19 protein-coding genes are annotated in these 19,814 nt (G+C 41.9%); 17 read left to right on the forward strand and 2 right to left on the reverse strand.

Going from position 1 to position 19,814, the window contains the following annotated elements; genetic code table 11:
• Positions 1-122 precede the first annotated feature (122 nt).
• From ABS301_RS24040 to ABS301_RS24100, 13 genes are all read left to right on the forward strand, one after another.
• Entirely contained in the window at positions 123-626 is a 504-nt protein-coding gene (locus tag ABS301_RS24040) for a MarR family winged helix-turn-helix transcriptional regulator (RefSeq protein ID WP_349674592.1), read from the forward strand.
• 4 nt (positions 627-630) lie between these two features.
• Positions 631-2,364 (forward strand): ABC transporter ATP-binding protein, encoded by a 1,734-nt coding sequence (locus tag ABS301_RS24045; protein ID WP_349674593.1) that lies wholly within the window; start codon positions 631-633, stop codon positions 2,362-2,364.
• Positions 2,364-4,238, forward strand: coding sequence for an ABC transporter ATP-binding protein (locus ABS301_RS24050; protein WP_349674594.1), 1,875 nt, complete (start codon positions 2,364-2,366; stop codon positions 4,236-4,238). The genes ABS301_RS24045 and ABS301_RS24050 overlap by 1 nt, the downstream gene beginning before the upstream one ends.
• A gap of 522 nt (positions 4,239-4,760) precedes the next feature.
• Positions 4,761-6,083 carry an electron transport complex subunit RsxC gene (gene rsxC / locus ABS301_RS24055; protein WP_349674595.1) on the forward strand — a complete coding sequence of 441 codons (1,323 nt, stop codon included), beginning with the start codon at positions 4,761-4,763 and terminating at the stop codon, positions 6,081-6,083.
• Between the two features lie 11 nt (positions 6,084-6,094).
• Positions 6,095-7,018 (forward strand): RnfABCDGE type electron transport complex subunit D, encoded by a 924-nt coding sequence (locus tag ABS301_RS24060; RefSeq protein ID WP_349674596.1) that lies wholly within the window; start codon positions 6,095-6,097, stop codon positions 7,016-7,018.
• A gap of 1 nt (position 7,019) precedes the next feature.
• A complete protein-coding gene (locus ABS301_RS24065) occupies positions 7,020-7,634 on the forward strand; it encodes an RnfABCDGE type electron transport complex subunit G (protein ID WP_349674597.1) in 615 nt (204 codons plus the stop codon).
• A gap of 11 nt (positions 7,635-7,645) precedes the next feature.
• Positions 7,646-8,440: an electron transport complex subunit RsxE gene (gene rsxE / locus ABS301_RS24070; RefSeq protein ID WP_349674598.1), complete on the forward strand. Its 795-nt coding sequence runs from the start codon at positions 7,646-7,648 to the stop codon at positions 8,438-8,440.
• Positions 8,441-8,452: 12 nt separating this feature from the next.
• Positions 8,453-9,028, forward strand: a complete 576-nt coding sequence (gene rsxA / locus ABS301_RS24075) for an electron transport complex subunit RsxA (RefSeq protein ID WP_170821694.1) — start codon at positions 8,453-8,455, stop codon at positions 9,026-9,028.
• Positions 9,029-9,046: 18 nt separating this feature from the next.
• Positions 9,047-9,835 (forward strand): RnfABCDGE type electron transport complex subunit B, encoded by a 789-nt coding sequence (locus tag ABS301_RS24080; protein WP_349674599.1) that lies wholly within the window; start codon positions 9,047-9,049, stop codon positions 9,833-9,835.
• Positions 9,836-10,035: 200 nt separating this feature from the next.
• Complete coding sequence (locus ABS301_RS24085) at positions 10,036-10,374, forward strand: cytochrome b5 domain-containing protein (RefSeq protein WP_349674600.1); 339 nt, start codon at positions 10,036-10,038, stop codon at positions 10,372-10,374.
• 15 nt (positions 10,375-10,389) lie between these two features.
• Complete coding sequence (locus ABS301_RS24090) at positions 10,390-10,782, forward strand: hypothetical protein (RefSeq protein ID WP_349674601.1); 393 nt, start codon at positions 10,390-10,392, stop codon at positions 10,780-10,782.
• A 288-nt stretch (positions 10,783-11,070) separates the two neighbouring features.
• A complete protein-coding gene (locus tag ABS301_RS24095) occupies positions 11,071-11,835 on the forward strand; it encodes a C39 family peptidase (protein ID WP_349674602.1) in 765 nt (254 codons plus the stop codon).
• 88 nt (positions 11,836-11,923) lie between these two features.
• Positions 11,924-13,066, forward strand: a complete 1,143-nt coding sequence (locus tag ABS301_RS24100; protein WP_349674603.1) for a hypothetical protein — start codon at positions 11,924-11,926, stop codon at positions 13,064-13,066.
• A 74-nt stretch (positions 13,067-13,140) separates the two neighbouring features.
• Here ABS301_RS24100 and uxaC read toward each other — a convergent pair whose 3' ends face one another.
• Together uxaC and ABS301_RS24110 are read right to left on the reverse strand one after the other, a co-directional pair.
• Positions 13,141-14,538: a glucuronate isomerase gene (uxaC, locus tag ABS301_RS24105; RefSeq protein ID WP_349674604.1), complete on the reverse strand. Its 1,398-nt coding sequence runs from the start codon at positions 14,536-14,538 to the stop codon at positions 13,141-13,143.
• Positions 14,539-14,569: 31 nt separating this feature from the next.
• Positions 14,570-15,571 carry a LacI family DNA-binding transcriptional regulator gene (locus tag ABS301_RS24110; protein WP_349674605.1) on the reverse strand — a complete coding sequence of 334 codons (1,002 nt, stop codon included), beginning with the start codon at positions 15,569-15,571 and terminating at the stop codon, positions 14,570-14,572.
• A gap of 214 nt (positions 15,572-15,785) precedes the next feature.
• Here ABS301_RS24110 and ABS301_RS24115 point away from each other — a divergent pair, with 214 nt between their 5' ends.
• The 4 genes from ABS301_RS24115 (at position 15,786) to ABS301_RS24130 (ending at position 19,517) form a co-directional block, all read left to right on the forward strand.
• Positions 15,786-16,547 (forward strand): IclR family transcriptional regulator, encoded by a 762-nt coding sequence (locus ABS301_RS24115; RefSeq protein WP_349674606.1) that lies wholly within the window; start codon positions 15,786-15,788, stop codon positions 16,545-16,547.
• Between the two features lie 110 nt (positions 16,548-16,657).
• Positions 16,658-17,308 (forward strand): bifunctional 2-keto-4-hydroxyglutarate aldolase/2-keto-3-deoxy-6-phosphogluconate aldolase, encoded by a 651-nt coding sequence (locus ABS301_RS24120; protein WP_104435835.1) that lies wholly within the window; start codon positions 16,658-16,660, stop codon positions 17,306-17,308.
• A gap of 34 nt (positions 17,309-17,342) precedes the next feature.
• Positions 17,343-18,374, forward strand: a complete 1,032-nt coding sequence (locus tag ABS301_RS24125; RefSeq protein WP_277407273.1) for a sugar kinase — start codon at positions 17,343-17,345, stop codon at positions 18,372-18,374.
• Positions 18,375-18,491: 117 nt separating this feature from the next.
• The gene (locus ABS301_RS24130) at positions 18,492-19,517 is read left to right on the forward strand and encodes a sugar kinase (protein ID WP_349674607.1); all 1,026 of its coding nucleotides are present in this window, start codon (positions 18,492-18,494) and stop codon (positions 19,515-19,517) included.
• Positions 19,518-19,814 lie beyond the last annotated feature (297 nt).

The following is a 19,814-nucleotide window of genomic DNA, read 5'->3' on the forward strand; positions in this document are numbered from 1 at the left end:
AAAAATGGGTTTTGCCGCCTGAATTCCATTAAAAAAAGGATTGTAAAGGAAATCAGGCGGTGTTATAATTTTGTATAGTTAATTAGCTAACTATTAACAAGCTAACAAAAGGAGGCGTGAAAATGAAACCGATGTGCCGTTTTGGAGCGGAAGGATCAATGGAAATTAGCTCACCGATGCACAACGTTATGACAAAATATATGAGGATCATGAAGATGCACCGGTGTATTTTAGATGAACAGGGAAAGCAGACGGGAGTATACCGAAGCCAGCATCAGATTTTAATGATGCTTTTTGAACATTCCAATGTGTCACAAAAGGAGATCGCAAAACGCCTTTACGTTTCCACTGCCACCATAGCGGTATCAGTAAAGAAACTGGAAAAAGGAGGTTACATTACCCGGATCGTCGACAAAGAGGATAATCGGATGAATCAATTGTGCCTGACAGAGAAAGGGAGGAATATGGTAAGCAAAAGCCGGGAATATTTCCGTAATGTAGAAATGAAGATGTTTCAGGGCTTTTCCGATGAAGATTTAATGAATATGGGCAAGGTTCTGGACCATATTTATGACAATTTATCCCAAATACCTGTAGAAAAGGACATGGCAGAAAGAGAGGAATAACAACTTGAAACGATACTGGAAATATATAAGACCCTATCTGGGTGCCTTTATTCTGGCTCCTGTTCTGATGCTCACGGAAGTGTTCGGCGAGATATTGCTGCCCAGGCTGACTTCCATGATTATCAATAACGGAGTGCTGGTAAGAGATGAAACATATATTGTAAAAATGGGCATTATTATGATTCTCATTGCTGTAGTCATGGCAATCGGTGGAATCGGAGCTTCTTATTTCTCGGCAAAGGCTTCCATCAGCTTCAGCACCGATTTAAGAAAAGATGTTTTTCATAAGGTTCAGGAATTTTCTTTTAAAAATATTGATGATTTCAGTACCGGATCACTGGTGACCAGGCTGACCAATGATATTCAGCAGATACAAAACGTAGTGATGTTAACCCTTCGTATGATGTTTCGGGCTCCCGGCATGCTGATTGGCGGGTTAATCATGGCATATTTAATGAACAGGGAGCTGGTCAGCATTCTTCTTGTGGTGATTCCCGTGCTGGTCATTATAATTGTCATTATACTGATCATAGCATTTCCCCGGTTCGAGGCCATGCAAAAGAAGATCGACCGCTTAAACTCCGGCGTACAGGAGGCATTAACCAATGTCAGGGTAATTAAATCCTTTGTCAGGGAAAGTCATGAGGAAGAAAAGTTTCAGGTCACCAACCGGGACTTAAAAGAAGGCAGCTTAAATGCCATGAAGGTAGTGATCACTTCCATGCCCTTAATGATGCTGATGATGAACATCACCACCATCGCGGTCGTGTGGTATGGAGGGAATTTAATTATCGCAGGCAAAATGCCTGTAGGAGATTTAACTGCATTTACCATATACATTGTTCAGATTCTCATGTCTCTGATGATGCTTTCCATGGTATTTTTGCAGGCCTCCCGTGCCATGGCCTCTTTAAAGAGAGTAAAAGAGGTCTTAGATACGGAAATTGACCTGACAGATGAACATGCTTCTCAAAAATCCGCACAGATTACTGCCGGAAAAGTGGAGTTTCGCAATGTCTGCTTCCAATATGCAGAGGATGATCTTGTTCTGGATCACATTAATTTCACTGCAAATCCAGGCGAGACCATTGGTATTATCGGCGCGACAGGAAGCGGCAAGACGTCCCTGGTTCAGCTGATTCCCCGCCTTTACGATGCAGGGGAAGGAGAAGTGCTGGTAGACGGGATTAATGTAAAAGATTATGCCATCCGGAATTTAAGAGAAGGCGTGGGTATGGTGCTTCAAAAAAATGTTCTTTTTTCGGGAACCATTGAAGAAAATTTACGATGGGGGAATGAAACGGCTGATCTGGATGAAATAGTCCTGATGTCAGAAAGTGCTCAGGCTCATGGATTTATCTCCGGCTTTAAAGACGGGTACGATACCGATTTGGGGCAGGGCGGCTCCAATGTCTCAGGCGGACAAAAACAAAGGCTGTGTATTGCCAGAACTCTTTTAAAGAAGCCTAAAATTCTTATTCTTGATGACAGCACCTCTGCAGTGGATACGGCGACTGAAGCAAAGATCAGGCAGAGCTTTACAACTACGCTGAAAGATACCACAAAATTTATCATTGCCCAGAGAATCGGGTCAGTGGAAAATGCGGATAAAATAATCGTTCTTGACGAAGGGAAAATTGCAGGGATTGGAACTCATGGAGAACTGATGGAAACCTGTGAGGCTTATCAGGAGATTTATTATTCACAAAAAGACCGGGAAAAGGAGGCAGGTGCATAATGGAAGAACAAAAGAAGATAGAAAGCTTAAAAAGGCGTTACGGCCGGTCTGCCTCAGCTCAAAAAGGCGAGAGAGGCATGGGAGGAGGCCCTGGGCACGGAAGACCCATGAAAAAAGGCAATCCCAGGAATGCCAATGTCACCGCCAGACGCCTCCTGTCTTATTTAAGAGAATACAGACCCCAGATGGCAGTCGCATTGGTCTGTGTAGTGATTGGAACTCTTTCTAATTTAGGCGGCTCCTATCTGTTGCGGCCAATTATGAATCAGTTTATTGCACCTTTAGATGGAAGCAGGGGAGATGTGGCAGGTCTTGCAAAAGGGCTTACAGTTATGGCGGCGGTTTTCCTGGTGGGAGTAGCAGCCAACTATGCCCAGTCAAGAATCATGATATCAGTTGCCCAGAACGCCCTCCAAAAAATAAGAGATGATTTATTTAAAAAGATGCAGACCCTTCCGGTACGGTTTTATGATACCAATAATACCGGAGACTTAATGAGCCGGTTCAGCAATGATGTGGATACCATCGGTCAGATGTTAAGCAACACCTTAATCCAGCTCTTCTCAGGGGCATTAAGCATTGTGGGAACGCTGTTTCTTATGATTTATACGAATATCTGGCTGACACTGGTGACTCTGGTGCTCATACCGGTTATGATAAAGGCAGCAGGAATGATTGGTGCGAGAAGCCAGAAATATTTCAGCGCCCAGCAAAGCTCTCTGGGTGCAGTTAATGGATATATTGAAGAGACAATCAGCGGACAGAAAGTGGTAAAAGTATTCTGCCATGAAAATGATGCAGAAGAGGAATTTGGAATTCTCAATGATGATTTGAAGAATAACATGATAAAAGCCCAGTTTTTCGGCGGTGTCATGATGCCGATCATGTTTAACCTAAGTCAGCTGAATTATATTTTAACTGCCTGCATCGGCGCACTTTTATGTGTAATTAAAGGATTTGACGTTGGCGGACTGACGGTATTTTTAAATTTTTCCAGACAGTTCAGCCGGCCGATTAATGAAATTTCCATGCAGATCAGCAACGTCTTTTCTGCTCTTGCAGGAGCAGAACGGGTATTTGCGATAATGGATGAAAGCCCGGAGCCTGCAGACGATGATAATGCAAAAGTGCTGGAGCCAATGAATGGTTTTGTGGAATTAAAGAGCGTGACATTTGGCTATAATCCGGATAAAGAGATTTTAAAAGATATCAGCCTTTATGCTAAGCCAGGCCAGAAGATTGCCTTTGTAGGTTCAACCGGAGCGGGTAAAACAACAATTACCAATTTGTTAAACCGTTTTTACGATATACAGGGCGGAGAAATTAACATTGACGGAGTGAATATCAGAAATATAAAAAGAGAAAATCTTCGGGAAAACATCGCCATGGTGCTCCAGGACACCCATTTGTTTACAGGAACCGTAATGGAGAATATTCGGTATGGAAGACTGGATGCGACAGATGAAGAAGTGATTGAGGCGGCAAAAACAGCTTCTGCCTATTCCTTTATCATGAGACTGCATGACGGATTTCAAACGGTTTTAGAAGGAGATGGAGCTAATTTAAGCCAGGGTCAGAGACAGCTTCTTAACATAGCAAGAGCAGCTATTTCCAAAGCCCCCATTTTAATTCTTGACGAGGCCACAAGTTCCGTAGATACAAGAACAGAAAAGCATATTGAACGGGGGATGGATCGCCTTATGGCCAACCGGACCACCTTTGTAATCGCTCACCGGCTGTCAACTGTTAGAAATGCCAATGCCATTATGGTACTGGAAAATGGTGAGATCATTGAACGGGGGGATCACGAGGAGCTTTTAAATCATAAAGGACGATATTATCAACTTTACACCGGAGCAGTAGAATTGGATTAATCCATGGTTTTTAACAGGTGATTTAGTGAGGGAGCATTGGGTGAAGCTATGAATGGGAAGGGATTTCTGCTCATAGTAAGCCGGATGCTCCTGTTTTGTTATTATTTTTTTTAATAAATAAATGGGTTGATTAATGAAAAATATTTATTAATAATAAAGATAATTTTCCAACAAAAAGAAAAAATTAACAAAAATTTAACAAAGAAGAATGTATAAAAATAAAAACAATATTTAAAAAAGCTGATTATTTTGTTTTTTTATGTATACATGAAGAAATGATTGTTTTTTTTAGAAAACAAAGGCATTGGTTACAAGGCCTGATTGTTTATAGTTTAACAATGAATCGCAACTTAAGGGAGGTCATTCCTCCCACCAATGGTAAGAATTACAATCCGAACACAGTATACAATATGTAATTTCGGATTGTTTCGACCTACAGATTGTGTTATACTTACTCCGGTGACAAAGTGAGAATATTTTGTCGGGAGAGATAAAGAATTGTAGAGAAAGAGGGTTAGTCTAATGGGTTTGGCTACATTTAAAGGCGGCATTCACACCTATGAGGGAAAAGAATTGTCGGAAAATAAACCTGTGCAGGTACTGCAGCCAAAAGGCGAGATGGTGTTCCCGCTATCCCAGCATATCGGTGCTCCTGCGAAGCCTCTGGTGGTGGCAGGTGATCAGGTATTAGTTGGTCAGAAGATCGGAGAAGCAGGCGGTTTTATTTCAGCTTGTGTAATCAGTTCTGTTTCAGGAACAGTAAAAACCATTGAACCAAGAATGGTTGCCAACGGCTCCATGGTAATGTCAATCATTGTTGATAATGATGGCAAATATCAGGAGGCGGAAGGTTTTGGAAAACAGCGGGATCCCAAATCCCTGTCAAAAGAGGAGATACGTGATATCGTAAAGGAGGCCGGCATTGTAGGACTTGGCGGTGCAGGATTTCCCACACATGTAAAGCTTACACCAAAGGATGAGACAAAGATTGATACGATTATCGTAAACGGAGCAGAATGCGAACCATATCTGACCTCCGATTATCGGATGATGCTGGAAGAGCCGGAAAATATTATTAAAGGTCTTAATATTGTCCTTCAGCTGTTTGATAATGCAAAAGGTGTAATTGGTATTGAAGACAATAAACCGGAGGCAATCAGAGTGATGACAGAGCTTGTAAAAGATGAGCCAAGAATCACGGTTTGCCCCTTAAAGACAAAATATCCACAGGGTGGAGAGCGCGCTCTGATCTATGCGGTAACAGGAAGAAAGATCAACTCTTCCATGCTTCCGGCTGATGCAGGCTGCATCGTGGATAACGTGGATACGGTTATATCCATTTACAATGCAGTTGCAAATTCCACTCCTTTAATCAGAAGAATTGTAACAGTTACCGGTGATGCGATTGCAAACCCACAGAACTATAATGTGAGAACAGGAACAAATTATGCCGAGCTGTTAGAGGCTTCCGGCGGATTCAAAACAGAACCGGAAAAAGTAATTTCCGGAGGACCCATGATGGGGCAGGCGTTGTTTAACATGAATATTCCTGTTACCAAAACCTCCTCTGCGCTTACCTGCATGTCAAAGGATGAGGTTGCACTGAATGCACCTACTGCCTGCATCCGCTGCGGCAGATGTGTCAATGTATGTCCAAGCCGCGTGGTTCCCCAGATGATGATGCAGGCAGCTATGAGATCTGACATAGATACATTTGTAAAATTAGATGGTATGGAATGCTGCGAATGCGGCTGCTGTGCATATGCCTGTCCGGCGAAACTGCCATTAACCCAGGCATTTAAAGAGATGCGCAAAACAGTGATCGCAAGCAGAAAAAAAGCGTAGGAGAGTGAAGTATGAGTAAATTATTAAACGTATCATCATCACCTCATGTCAGGGACCAGGTAACATCACAGAATCTTATGCTGGATGTTGCGATTGCCATGATCCCGGCAACTGCGTATGGTGTATATCAGTTTGGAGTAAAAGCTGCCCTGGTGTTGCTTGTCAGCATTTTATCCTGTGTATTAAGTGAATATGTTTTTGAAACCCTTATGGGGAAACCAGTAACTGTCAGTGATGGCAGTGCACTTGTAACCGGAATGATTCTTGGACTTAACATGCCTCCGGCAATTCCGTTATGGATGCCATTTTTAGGCGGTGTGTTTGCGATCATTGTTGTAAAACAGCTTTACGGCGGTCTGGGACAGAACTTTATGAACCCAGCCCTTGCGGCAAGATGTTTTCTTCTGATCTCTTTTGCAGGTCCTATGACCATGTTTACATACAATGACGCGGTTGTAAGTCCTACCCCTCTTGCAGCATTTAAAGCTGGTCAGTCAGTTGATGTGGCGGCCATGTTTATCGGAAAAATTCCTGGAACAATCGGAGAAGTTTCCGTTATCGCCCTTTTGATTGGTGCGGCGTATTTAATCGCAAGGAAAGTAATATCTATCCGTATTCCGGCTGCCTATTTAATTACATTTTCGCTGTTTGTATTTGTGTTTGGACAGCATGACCTGATGTACGTCCTGACTCACTTATGCGGCGGTGGTATCATATTTGGTGCATTCTTTATGGCAACCGATTATGTAACAAGTCCTGTTACAATAAAGGGGCAGATCTATTTTGGAATTCTGTTAGGTGTGCTTACCGGTCTGTTCCGTCTTTTCGGAGGTTCTGCAGAGGGAGTTTCTTATGCAATCATCATCAGCAATATTCTGGTTCCGCTGATTGAGAAGATTTCACTTCCAAAAGCATTTGGAAAGGAGGGCAAATAAGATGAAGAGTGGCGGATATATGAAAGACGCGTTGATTTTATTTGTCATTACTCTGGTTTCCGGTTTCCTGTTAGGCGGTGCTTATCAGATTACGAAAGCTCCGATTGAAAAAGCAACTCTTGCTGCAAATATTGAGGCATATAAGGCAGTGTTTCCAGAAGCAGCTGATTTTAAGTCTGATGATAAGATGAAGGCGGCCATTGAAACCTGCAATACAGATCTTACCACACAGAACTTTGGTAATGTTGGTGTGAACAATGCACTTCAGGCGGTAGACGCAAGCGGCACACTGCTTGGTTATGTTATCACGTCCCATTCCGATGACAGCTACGGCGGTACAATCCAACTGTCTGTAGGAATTAAAGCCGATGGAAGCATAAGCGGTATTGAATTTCTGGCAATCAGCGATACTCCAGGTTTAGGTCTTAAGGCGAAAGAACCGGCATTTAAAGATCAGTACAATGGAAAGAGTGCGGAGTCACTTACGGTTACCAAATCAGGTAATGCAGGCGATGCTGAAATCAACGCCATCAGCGGTGCTACCATTACATCAAGCGCTACTACCAATGCGGTTAATGCGGCATTGTATTATGTGCATCACTATATGAATCAGTAGGAGGTGGGAAGATGAACAACAAATGTACAGAACGTTTATTTAACGGTATCGTAAAAGAGAACCCGACCTTCGTGCTGATGCTCGGTATGTGTCCGACTCTGGCTGTTACCACATCTGCAGTAAACGGAGCAGGTATGGGACTTTCCACAACTGTGGTACTGTTATTTTCTAATATGATTATTTCTGCTATGCGTAAGATTATTCCGGACCGTGTCAGAATTCCGGCTTACATTGTTATTGTAGCAACTCTCGTTACTATCGTGCAGCTGCTTTTACAGGCATATGTGCCCAGCCTTTATTCAGCTCTTGGAATCTATATTCCGCTGATCGTAGTTAACTGTATTATCTTAGGTCGTGCAGAATCCTATGCTTCCAAGAACGGAGTGGCAGAATCCACATTTGACGGAATTGGTATGGGACTTGGTTTCACAGTAGCCTTAACCTGTATCGGAATTGTTCGTGAGATCCTGGGTTCCGGTGCAGTATTCGGACACACCATCATTCCGGAGAATTACCACATTGCTATTTTTGTTCTGGCTCCTGGTGCATTCTTTGTGCTTTCTATTTTAACTGCTCTGCAGAATAAATTTAAAGCTCCGTCTGCAACCAACGGCTCTGTTCCACAGTCTAAGTTAGCCTGCGGAGGCAACTGTATGTCCTGTACCGGTTCTTCCTGTATGTCAAACCATGAAGTTTTAGATACCAGAAAAAGACAGGCAGAGGAAGAAGCTCTTGCAGCGAAAAAAGCAGAAGTAGCCAGAAAAGAAGCAGAATTAAAAACTGCAACTTCCAAGAAAGACGAATAGGAGAGTGGATCGATGAAAGAATTATTACTAATTGCCATTGGCTCCGCACTGGTTAATAACGTAGTGCTCAGTCAGTTCCTCGGCCTTTGTCCATTCCTTGGAGTTTCCAAAAATGTGAAAACTTCTGCCGGCATGGGCGCGGCTGTTATCTTTGTTATTACCATTGCATCATTTGTTACCAGCTTAATTTATAAGAGTGTATTGGTCGGTCTTCATCTGGAATTTTTACAGACGATCGTATTTATTCTTGTAATTGCAGCGCTGGTACAGTTTGTAGAAATGTTTTTAAAGAAATCCATGCCTGCTCTTTATGAGGCTCTTGGTGTATATCTGCCCCTGATTACAACGAACTGTGCTGTTTTAGGTGTGGCACTGACCAATGTTCAGAAGGACTATAACATTCTGGAGAGCGTTGTAAACGGTGTGGGTATTTCCGTTGGTTTCACCATTGCCATTATTATGCTGGCTGGTGTCCGTGAAAGAATCGAATATAATGACGTTCCTCATTCCTTTAAGGGATCACCAATTGTTCTGATTACCTCTGGCCTGATGGCAATTGCATTTTTCGGATTTTCCGGATTAATTTAAGGGAGGAGACGAAAGAACATGATAACAGGAATTATTTTTGCGGCGGCCGTTGTTGGCATTATCGGTATTCTGATTGGAGTATTCCTCGGCATTGCAAGTGAGAAATTTAAAGTTGAGGTTGACGAGAAGGAGATCATGGTCAGAAATGAGCTGCCAGGCAACAACTGCGGCGGCTGCGGCTATGCAGGGTGCGATGCTCTTGCAAAAGCCATTGCTGCAGGTCAGGCTGATGTTGGTGCCTGTCCAGTCGGTGGTGCTTCTGTGACAGAAAAGATCAGTGAAATCATGGGAGTAGCTGCAGGTTCAGCTGAGAAGAAGGTTGCTTTTGTGAAGTGCAAAGGCAGCTGTGATAAAACAAAAGTTCAATATAATTATTATGGTATTGATGACTGCCGAAAAATTTCAGTCATACCTGGATCTGGTGAAAAGTCATGTGTTTATGGTTGTATGGGATACGGATCCTGTGTGAAAGCATGTGAATTTGATGCAATCCATGTTGTGGACGGTATTGCGGTAGTTGATAAGGAGAAATGCGTTGCCTGCGGTAAGTGCGTGGCTTCCTGTCCCAATGCATTAATTGATATGGTTCCATATAAAGCTGAGTATTTAGTTCAGTGTAACTCCCATGATAAGGGAAAAGATGTTAAGGCTAAATGCGAAGTGGGCTGTATTGGTTGTACCATGTGTATCAAACAATGTGAATTTGATGCCATCCACATGGACAATAATGTTGCAATCATTGATTATGACAAATGTACCAATTGCGGTAAATGTGCGGCCAAATGCCCGGTTAAAGTTATTATATAAGAAAATGATATAGGAATAAGAATGCTGTAATACAAGCTTGCTTCATAATAGTCTTGTGTTACAGCATTTTTTCTGTTAATTTTCTAGTAATTTAACAGAAAATGTAAAAAAAATTAGTTATAATTTAGATTAATTCTTGATAAAAAACAAATATACTGATATAATAGCAAATACAAAAAAGATAAAAAGGAGATGGTTCTATGAAAAAAAACATGATAATTTATGTTCTTTCATTCTTGATTATATTCCTGCTTGCGGGCTGTGCCGGTTCAAAAGTTCAGGACAATACTACTGGATCCTCAGAAAAACTGGAACTTACATTGGATGAACTTTCAAAATATAATGGTAAAGACGGAAATCCTGCTTATATCGCGGTTGACGGCGTGATCTATGATGTGACTGAAAGCAAGATGTGGAAGGACGGAGAGCACAACGGCTATACGGCAGGTAAGGATCTGACAGAAGAGATTAAGAAAGTATCGCCTCACGGAACTTCAGTTTTAAAAAAGATAAAAGAAGTAGGAAAAATTGTGGAATAAACGGGAGGCGATGATATGTATGAAGTATTAGGTATTACAAGCGCAGTTTTGTTTGCAATTGTTATGATGCCGTTTTTACTGAGGCATTTTAACCGGATATTCTACAAAGGGAAAAATCGTATGATTACCAGTTGGAGAATGAGGTTTAGAAAGATTCATAAACCTGCCGGGTTTGGTCTGGCAGTGATTTCCCTGATTCATGGATACCTGGCGCTTGGTTCAATCAGGCTTCATACAGGTACCCTTGCCTGGATTGTCAGTATTGCAGCGGTGATTCTTGGAGTACTCTTTTCCATAAAGAAAAAAGCTGTAATCTTAGTATGGCACAGGAGAGCAGCGTTGCTGGCGATTCTTTTTATAGCTTTGCATCTACTGGTACCAGGAGCGCTTTATTACATCGGATTTTAAAAGAAGAGTGTTACATTTTATCAGGATGAACAGACCCACACAGGTAGATTATAAATCAAACCTGTGTGGGTCTGTTCAATTTAGTGGAAAATAAGACCAGTATTTTATTACATATAAACTGCTATTTTCAACATGATTCCGTTTTTTGTAGAATTTTGTAGTATATTGGAATAACAGACCCAGGGGGAGGTGAGTGCTATTTCGTATTAAGTATTGCATCAGGTCGCCGGATATCCGGTAAATGAATCAAAAGAATCTGGTAACAAAAGAAAATGGAGGGTAATAATTATGAAAAAGCTACTTTTAATGTTTCTGACTTTATCGATGGCGTTGTCAGCCAACAGCATCTCCTTTGCTGCGCAAGAGGATTCCACGAAAGAATTTATAGAAGCGAAAACAGTATCTGTAAGTGGAGAGAGCAGCCCTGTAAGCGGGGATTCCCTGAAAACTCCCAAAGGCGCCCGATCTGCAAGACCACAGGATAAATCAGGCGTTAAGAAAGATGATTTGCTGAATCAAAGCCTTTCACGTCAGGCAGCTACTTCCTGGAAGTACCTAAATGGATATACCGTATACAGTCAGATTACAAACTATAATTGCGGTCCGGCAGCTGTTCAGGCTACATTAAATTATCTCGGAGTTGCCCGCAATCAGTCGGACATAGCAAGAGGATGCCGGACTACTGCCGATGGCTCTTATCTTGCTGATATGATAAACTATATTAACGGGCAGCAGACGAGATGCAGATACGTAGGAAGATACAATGAATCCTCCTCTGAGATGTGCAGACTATTATACAATGGTGTTTCCACATCCAAAGCGGCGCCCATTATTGGATTGACTTTTTCAACCAGTGACGGCTGGCTTTATTCAACAAACGGTCATTTTATGTCGGTGTATGGAGCGAAAAGTGATAAGTCTGCGTTTGCACTGGGTGATCCATGGATTGGATACTCTGGTTCAGGACTGGACGGAGAATCCTGGACATATACGAAGTCTGCCTCTACTTTATATAAAGCATACAGCCGGGTAAATATTGGATTTATGTATTAAATTTATAGAATGCCAGGTTTCTTAAAAAGACTGAGGGGATATGTTCCCTTTGGTCTTTTTAAGGCACTAAGAGGGAGTTCCTGAATATATGAATAAGAAAATCAAAGGCTTTATCCTGCCGCTGATCATGGTATGCATCATATTCCTGTCAGGATGCCATATTCAGACGGATCATGGCAATACCGGTGAATCCACATCAAATGAAGTCCAGGCATACAATGTGACCTTTGATGATTCTGCTCTGAGAACCTATATAGATATTTATGAAACCAAATTATTATATATGGAGATGAGCGAGTCGGATGCCACTTTTTATATTTACAATTTTAAGGATGGAAGTAATCAAACGATTTTAACCGTAGATAATTTCGCCTTGAAAGGGCTGAGCAACGCATTGATCAATGACACGCTCTATTTTTATTTAAGTCTTTATAATGGATCTGAACTGGAGAATGACTTATATGCTGTAAATTATACGAAAGATAAGATGTATGCAGTATCTAAAAATATGTATTCCCAGAAGCTTATTCCATTAACAGTCTTAGGGAGCAGCCTGGTATCTCTTCAAGGGAATCATACGGAGAATGGAGCCTTTTATTCTTTTGTGGAAACAATGAACAGTAACCAGAACATGGAGCTGGCTGAACTGGATTCAAAAGCCAGTACCCCGATTTCAAGTAAAGTAAACCCACCCCGTCAAATTATATATATAACCAGCGATGGGAGCTATCTGTATGCTTTAGAAAAAAGCAAGCCCGGTTCCAGCTTCAATTGCTTTATTACCAGGTATAATTCTGATTTCACTTTTATAAGTGAAACAAATATAACCGATCTGCTAAAAAACTACGAATTAACCAGTGGAATAGGTTCTTTTAGTGTATTCAATCACTATTTCACCATTACGGATTATTCCAATCATACCATTGTCAGTGATTTTGATCAGGGCGATAATCAGGCTCTTTTATATGAAAATGATGTTGAGTATGTCCGTGATTTTTCCGGTCTTTCTACTAATAAATACTTATATAAAAGGAATACCAATCAGATTTACAGAATGGATGAGGGTACGGGAAAAATTGAACTTCAAAATTTTGATTTAGAAAATGATTCATCGAATATTCGTGTCATGCTGTCTTATGGGGATAATCTCTTAATTGTAAAACAGCCGGATTCCCAACATAGCGGCAGTGAAACGGTATATCTGATTCCCCAAAATAACAATAAATCGTGAAGTGAAAAGAAAAGATGCCGTCAAGCAGCTGAAATCAGCTATGCTTTGCGGCATCCTGTCTTTATATTAATGACTTAGAATCCAAAATAGTTCATGGCATTGTTATAAGAAATGCCTTCGATCATTTCTTTTAACGCTTTCTGGTCGTCCGGATATTCTCCGTTATCTACCCAGCCGCCTACCAGCTCGCAAAGAATTCTGCGGAAATATTCATGTCTGGTATAAGATAAGAAGCTTCTGGAGTCGGTAAGCATTCCGATGAAGTTTCCAAGGCATCCTAAGTTGGCAAGAGAAGTCATCTGGTCTGTCATGCCGGTTTTGTGATCATTAAACCACCAGGCAGAACCCTGCTGGATCTTTCCTGGGTACTGACTCTGGAAGCAGCCAAGGATCGTTCCGATGGAAGCGTTATCATTAGGGTTTAAGGAGTAGATAATTGTCTTCGGAATCTCATCAGTAACGCTTAAGGCGTTAAGATAATCAGCCATCTGTGCAGAAGGAGCGTAGTTGTTGATACAGTCAAATCCTGTATCAGGTCCTAACTGCTCAAACATATACGCATTGTTATCTCTCTTGCAGCCATAATGAAGCTGCATGATCCAACCCATGTGATTGTATTCTTTTGCTACAAATAACATAAATGCAGTTTTGTACTTCAGCTCTTCTTCTTTCGTAACAGCTTTTCCGGAAACGCTCTTTGCAAAGATAGCATCAAGCTCTGCATCATCTGCAGGTACATACATTACATACTCAAGGGCATGGTCGGAAACGCAGCAGCCCTGGCTTGTAAAGAATTCCATACGGTTCTTTAAAGCAGCCTTTAAAGAAGCGAAGTCTTTGATCTCCATGTCGCTTGCTGCAGACAGTTTTGCAATATAAGCTGCAAAATCAGGCTTTTCAACATTCATGGCTTTGTCTGGTCTCCATGCTGGAAGAACCTTTACATCAAATGTAGAATCTGCAGCAATTTTCTGATGCCATTCCAGTGTATCAGCAGGATCATCAGTAGTACAGATTACGGTTACATTGGACTGTCTGATTAAATTACGTACACTCATGGAATCCTGATGAAGCTTTTCGTTGCATAAATTCCAGACTTCTTCTGCTGTATCTCCGTTTAAGTAACCGGTGTAACCAAAATATCTCTGAAGTTCCAAGTGGCTCCAGTGATAAAGAGGGTTTCCAATGAGCTTTGGCATGGTTTCTGCCCATTTCTGGAACTTTTCTCTGTCAGTGGCATCTCCTGTGATGTACTTTTCTTCTACACCGTTGGAACGCATCTGACGCCATTTATAATGATCGCCGCCCAGCCATACCTGAGTAATGGTATCAAATTTGCGGTCTTCATAGATTTCCTGTGGATTGATGTGGCAGTGATAGTCTACGATAGGCATCTTTGCCGCATAATTGTGATAAAGATCTTTTGCAGACTGGGTAGACAGTAAAAAGTCCTTGTCCATAAACTGTTTCATGTTGGTGAGTCCTCCTTAAAAATATATGTGATTAGAAATTAGTAGTACCTCGCTTTATCAGCTCTGGAGTAATGGTGGTCTTTGCAGGCACATTGCCTCCTTCCAGCACCTTCATCAAAGTATTGACGGTAGTGGTGCAGAGAGCTTCTACCTTGTTGTCCACGGAAGTGATTTCGGGCGTTGTACAACGGGACAATATGGAATTATTGTATCCGATGATGCTTAAGCCCTCAGGGATGGAAATTCCGGTCTGATTCGCATATTTTACCGCACCAACGGCCAAAATATCCTCAGCAGCCAAAACGGAATCAAACCTTATTCCGGAATCGGACAGTTCCTTAAGCTGTTCCATGGCAAGATCCGGATCTTTGGAACAGAGAACCATAAGTTCGTCCCGAACCGGTAAATTGGCAGAAGCAGTTGCCTGACGGTAACCGGAGAGCTTCCGTAAATTGCTGTAAGAAGTGCCGGAATAAAGATATAACAGTGCTGACCGGCCTGATTGGTATAGCTTTGCAGCAGCAGAATAGACAGCGGCCTGATCGTCACAGACTGTGCTGTAAATCTGTCCGCCCTCCAGACAGCCATTGACCAGCATAATGGGGATGTCCTTTGCAGCTTCCAAAAGATAGGCATTGTCCTTTTCTCTGGCTTCCACGTAATGGGAGCCGGCAAGGATTATGGCATCCACCCGCTTGGAACGCAGCAGTTCCAGATACTTCTTTTTGGTTTCGGGAAGATAGCCGCTGCAGCATAAGATGGAATCATATCCGCTGCTTCTCAGTTGCTTTTCCAGAAAATAGACAGCCTCTGCAAGCCATGGGTCAGAGGAATCCGCACACATGATTCCAATGGTCTTCATGGTGTTAAGCCCCAGACTTCTGGCGAACACATTCGGTGTATAACCAAGCTCGTCCATGACAGCGAGAACCCGCTTTCTGGTTTTCTCACTGACATTGGGATTCCCGTTAATCACGCGGGAAACGGTGGCGATTGAAACATGAGCATGTTCGGAAACATCATAAATATTCAAAAGCATCCCTCCGTAATTGTAAGTATTTACATTCCTAAGTTATTATACATAATTATGATATATATTACAATCCCTCATTTATTAATTTTGCAAAATAATCCATAAAATCAGTATAATCCTGTAAACACTTACAAATACTTCGTATATGCGAAAATAATCTTGCTTTTTTGTGGATCCCGGGAGTATACTAGAGCCTAGAAACGGAGGCTATACCATGAAACTTAACAGAACCACACAACGTACAGTAGAAATTCTGAAGCTTATTTCGAAAACACCGGAAGGCGCAACGTTAGATGATATCTGTCAGAAACTGGATTTACCAAAGACCAGTGCCTATGATATTGTCACTACTCTGGGAGAGATGGGCATGGTCAATGTGACACGGGGGCAGAAGCAGAATTATACCATTGGCTTAATGGCATACAGAATCGGAGTTAATTATACCAATAATCTGAATTTCATCGGAATTATTGAGCCGGTACTGAAGGCATTTTCCAAAGAAGTAGGAAAAACTGTTTTCTTTGGAATTCCGTCGGATCATCATGTTGTATACATATGTAAGTTCGAACCGGAGAATCCTATTATTACAACCGCTACGGTGGGATCGAAAAATCCGATGTACTGCACTTCCCTGGGGAAGGTGATTCTTGCGTACAGTGATGAGGAAAACAGAGATCAGATCATCAGCCGTATCCGATTTGCCCGGTATACAGAACGAACCATTGAAAACAGAGAAGGCCTCCTTGCTGAACTGGAAGAAGTCAGAGAAAGAGGATACGCCTTTGATGCAAGAGAGATGGAAGAGCATATGCAGTGCGTGGGAGCACCGGTTTTTGACCGGGATGGCAACGTACTGGGAGCGATCAGCATTTCCAGCTTATATAAGCCGGCGGAAGATTATGAGGCTCTTGGAACGCTGGTTTCCAGAAAGGGTATGGAGGTTTCCAGGTTATTAGGCTTTCTTGGAAAAATATGAGGAATACTTATTGACAAAATGCCTGGAAGCGATTAATATTTCAAGTATAAGAATCGTAAATATGAAGTTGATTCGTATATACGAATTTAAAAAAGGAGAGAAGAACAATCATGAAAAAAGAACAAGTTTTATCAAAGATGAAAAAAGACTGTCTGGTTGCTGTTGTTCGTGCAAAAAGCCTGGAACAGGGCGAGAAAGTCGTTGATGCAATCATTGCAGGCGGAATCAATTTTATTGAAATTACTATGACTATGGATGAAGGAAACCCAATTGAATTCATCGCTAAAATGTCTGAAAAATATAGCACCAATGAAGATGTTGTAATCGGTGCAGGTACCGTACTTGATCCTGAAACTGCAAGAGCAGCTATCCTTGCAGGTGCAAACTATGTGGTAAGCCCAGGCTTAAACGTAGAGACAATCAAGCTTTGCAACCGTTACAGAGTACCGATGCTTCCAGGTGTTATGACTCCTACCGAAGCAATCACTGCACTGGAGTGCGGCTGTGACATCATCAAGATCTTCCCAGGCAACATCATGGGACCGGCAGCTATCAGCTCCTTTAAAGGACCCCTTCCTCAGGGTGATTTCATGCCATCCGGTGGTGTTGACGTTGATAACGTTGATAAGTGGATCAAGGCAGGTGCATATGCCGTTGGTACAGGCAGCAGCCTGACAAAGGGCGCTAATACAGGCGATTTTGCAGCAGTTACAGCAAAAGCAAAAGAATTTGTTGAAGCAGTAGCAGCAGCTCGCAAATAATAGAAAACAACTTGAGAATTAAGGAGAATACAAAATGGCAAAGATCGTAACCATGGGCGAGATCATGTTAAGATTATCTACCCCGAACAATGAAAAGTTTATTCAGGCAGATGAGTTTGATGTAAATTACGGCGGCGGCGAAGCAAACGTTGCTGTTTCTCTTGCAAATTACGGACATGAAGCAGAATTCGTTTCAGCAGTTCCGAAGAATCCAATCGGTGATTGCGCAGTTGCAGCATTAAGAAAATATAATGTTGGAACAAAGCACATTGCAAAGACCGGCGAAAGACTTGGTATCTACTTCTTGGAGACAGGCTCTGCTATGAGAGCTTCTACTGTTGTATATGACAGAGCACATTCCTCTATCTCTACTGCAACAGCAGCAGACTTTAATTTCGATGAGATCTTTGAGGGTGCAGACTGGTTCCACTTTACAGGAATCACTCCTGCTGTCAGCGACAGTGCAGCTGAACTGACTGAGGCAGCTTTAAAGGCAGCTAAGGCTCATGGCGTAACTGTATCCGTTGACTTAAACTTCCGTAAGAAATTATGGTCTTCTGAGAAAGCTCAGAAGGTTATGACTAACTTAATGCAGTATGTTGACGTATGTATCGGTAACGAAGAAGATGCAGAGAAAGTACTTGGCTTCAAGCCAGGCAACACTGATGTTACTTCCGGAGAACTGGAATTACAGGGATATGTTGATATCTTCAATCAGATGGTTGACAAGTTCAACTTCAAATATGTAATCAGCTCTTTACGTGAAAGCCATTCCGCTTCCGATAACGGCTGGTCTGCATGTATTATGGATGGAGCTACCCGTGAATTCTATCACTCCAGAAAGTATCACGTTACACCAATCGTAGACCGTGTAGGCGGCGGAGATTCCTTCGCAGCAGGCGTAATCTGCGGTATGGCTGATAAGAAAGATTTCAAGGCTGCACTGGAATATGCAGTAGCTGCTTCCGCATTAAAGCACACCATTCCTGGCGACTTTAACCTTGTATCCAGAGAAGATGTTGACAGCCTTGCTGGCGGTGACGGATCAGGACGTGTTCAGAGATAATCAGGCTGAACTGTTTTCGGCAGTAGATATGACTGCCTCTAATTGAACGAGGAAAGACATCGGGGGTCATTATGCAATGACCCCCTTTTTTTTAGAATCTATGGAGGAACGATCAAGATGAGTGACAGACCATTTGATTTATTAAGCCTGGGAGAATTGCTTTTACGTCTGTCTCCGGACGGAGTGGAAAGACTGGTCCGGGGAGATTCCTTTCAGAAACAGGTTGGTGGAGCAGAGTTAAACGTTGCGGTAGGAGCTGCTCTTTTAGGGCTTCATACCGGTGTGGTGACCCAGCTTCCTGCCAATGATATGGGAAATTTTGTAAAGAACAAAGTGCGTTCTTATGGAATCAGTGATGATTATTTTGTTTATGATGACAGCTCCAATGCCAGACTTGGACTTTATTATTACGAATATGGTGCATATCCGAGGAAACCCAAGGTAATTTACGACAGAAAGAACAGCTCTTTCTATCATATCAGTGAAGCCTCTTTTCCAGATGATATGTATAAAGCGACTACCTGCTTTCATACCACCGGCATTACCCTTGCTCTGTGTGAGAATACGAGAAAGACTGCCATTGATATGATACGCAAATTCAAAGAGAGCGGCACCATCATTTCTTTTGATGTAAATTTCCGCGGTAATTTATGGACAGGAGAGGAAGCAAGAGCCTGCATCGAGCAGATCCTTCCCTTTGTGGACATTTTCTTCTGCTCGGAAGATACAGCAAGGCTGACCTTCAAAAAAGAAGGAACAGCCAAAGAGATGATGAAGAGCTTTACAAAAGATTATCCCATTTCCATCGTGGCTTCTACGCAGAGAATCGTACATAGTCCGAAAAGCCATACGTTCGGTTCCATTATTTACGATGCTGCAAGAAACGAATATTATGAGGAAGAACCATACCATAATATTGATGTTGTTGACCGGATTGGAAGCGGAGATGCTTATATAGCAGGTGCACTTTATGGCCTTTTAAGCACTGGCGGTGACTGCATGAAAGCAGTTCAGTACGGCAATGCCACTGCGGCTTTAAAGAACACCATACCAGGTGATCTTCCAACCTCTGATTTAAGCGAAGTGAATACTGTAATTCGGGAACATAATGATAAGGGACCTCAAAGCGAGATGAGCAGGTAGGGTAATAAGATCGAATGACAGGCGGAACAGGATCATGAAATTCCTGCTCCGCCTGATTTGATATTATAGTGTTCATTCCACCATGAATTTAAACCTTTAAATAAAATAATAGAATTTAAATCATATAAAAATAAATTTATAATGCATAATTGACAAAATAAAAATTATATTATATAGTTAGATTAGTTAATATGTGTAATAAAAGTTCTGTAATTTATAATTTAAACGTTTAAACTGCATTCATGCTGAAAGATTTTATATTATCTTTTAGCTTTTCTTAAACATGCTGGTTTAAAC

This window comes from Lacrimispora sp., assembly GCF_031982545.1.
Classification (GTDB): Bacteria; Bacillota; Clostridia; order Lachnospirales; family Lachnospiraceae; genus Lacrimispora.

Bases quoted from the DNA above. Each gene is read 5' to 3' on its own strand.
- ABS301_RS24080 (WP_349674599.1), top strand. From the start codon at position 9,047: ATGATAACAGGAATTATTTTTGCGGCGGCCGTTGTTGGCATTATCGGT.
- ABS301_RS24060 (WP_349674596.1), top strand. From the start codon at position 6,095: ATGAGTAAATTATTAAACGTATCATCATCACCTCATGTCAGGGACCAG.
- rsxA (WP_170821694.1), top strand. From the start codon at position 8,453: ATGAAAGAATTATTACTAATTGCCATTGGCTCCGCACTGGTTAATAAC.
- ABS301_RS24050 (WP_349674594.1), top strand. From the start codon at position 2,364: ATGGAAGAACAAAAGAAGATAGAAAGCTTAAAAAGGCGTTACGGCCGG.
- ABS301_RS24085 (WP_349674600.1), top strand. From the start codon at position 10,036: ATGAAAAAAAACATGATAATTTATGTTCTTTCATTCTTGATTATATTC.
- ABS301_RS24125 (WP_277407273.1), top strand. From the start codon at position 17,343: ATGGCAAAGATCGTAACCATGGGCGAGATCATGTTAAGATTATCTACC.
- ABS301_RS24130 (WP_349674607.1), top strand. From the start codon at position 18,492: ATGAGTGACAGACCATTTGATTTATTAAGCCTGGGAGAATTGCTTTTA.
- rsxE (WP_349674598.1), top strand. From the start codon at position 7,646: ATGAACAACAAATGTACAGAACGTTTATTTAACGGTATCGTAAAAGAG.
- ABS301_RS24115 (WP_349674606.1), top strand. From the start codon at position 15,786: ATGAAACTTAACAGAACCACACAACGTACAGTAGAAATTCTGAAGCTT.
- ABS301_RS24120 (WP_104435835.1), top strand. From the start codon at position 16,658: ATGAAAAAAGAACAAGTTTTATCAAAGATGAAAAAAGACTGTCTGGTT.
- ABS301_RS24065 (WP_349674597.1), top strand. From the start codon at position 7,020: ATGAAGAGTGGCGGATATATGAAAGACGCGTTGATTTTATTTGTCATT.
- ABS301_RS24090 (WP_349674601.1), top strand. From the start codon at position 10,390: ATGTATGAAGTATTAGGTATTACAAGCGCAGTTTTGTTTGCAATTGTT.
- ABS301_RS24040 (WP_349674592.1), top strand. From the start codon at position 123: ATGAAACCGATGTGCCGTTTTGGAGCGGAAGGATCAATGGAAATTAGC.
- ABS301_RS24100 (WP_349674603.1), top strand. From the start codon at position 11,924: ATGAATAAGAAAATCAAAGGCTTTATCCTGCCGCTGATCATGGTATGC.
- uxaC (WP_349674604.1), bottom strand. From the start codon at position 14,538: ATGAAACAGTTTATGGACAAGGACTTTTTACTGTCTACCCAGTCTGCA.
- rsxC (WP_349674595.1), top strand. From the start codon at position 4,761: ATGGGTTTGGCTACATTTAAAGGCGGCATTCACACCTATGAGGGAAAA.
- ABS301_RS24095 (WP_349674602.1), top strand. From the start codon at position 11,071: ATGAAAAAGCTACTTTTAATGTTTCTGACTTTATCGATGGCGTTGTCA.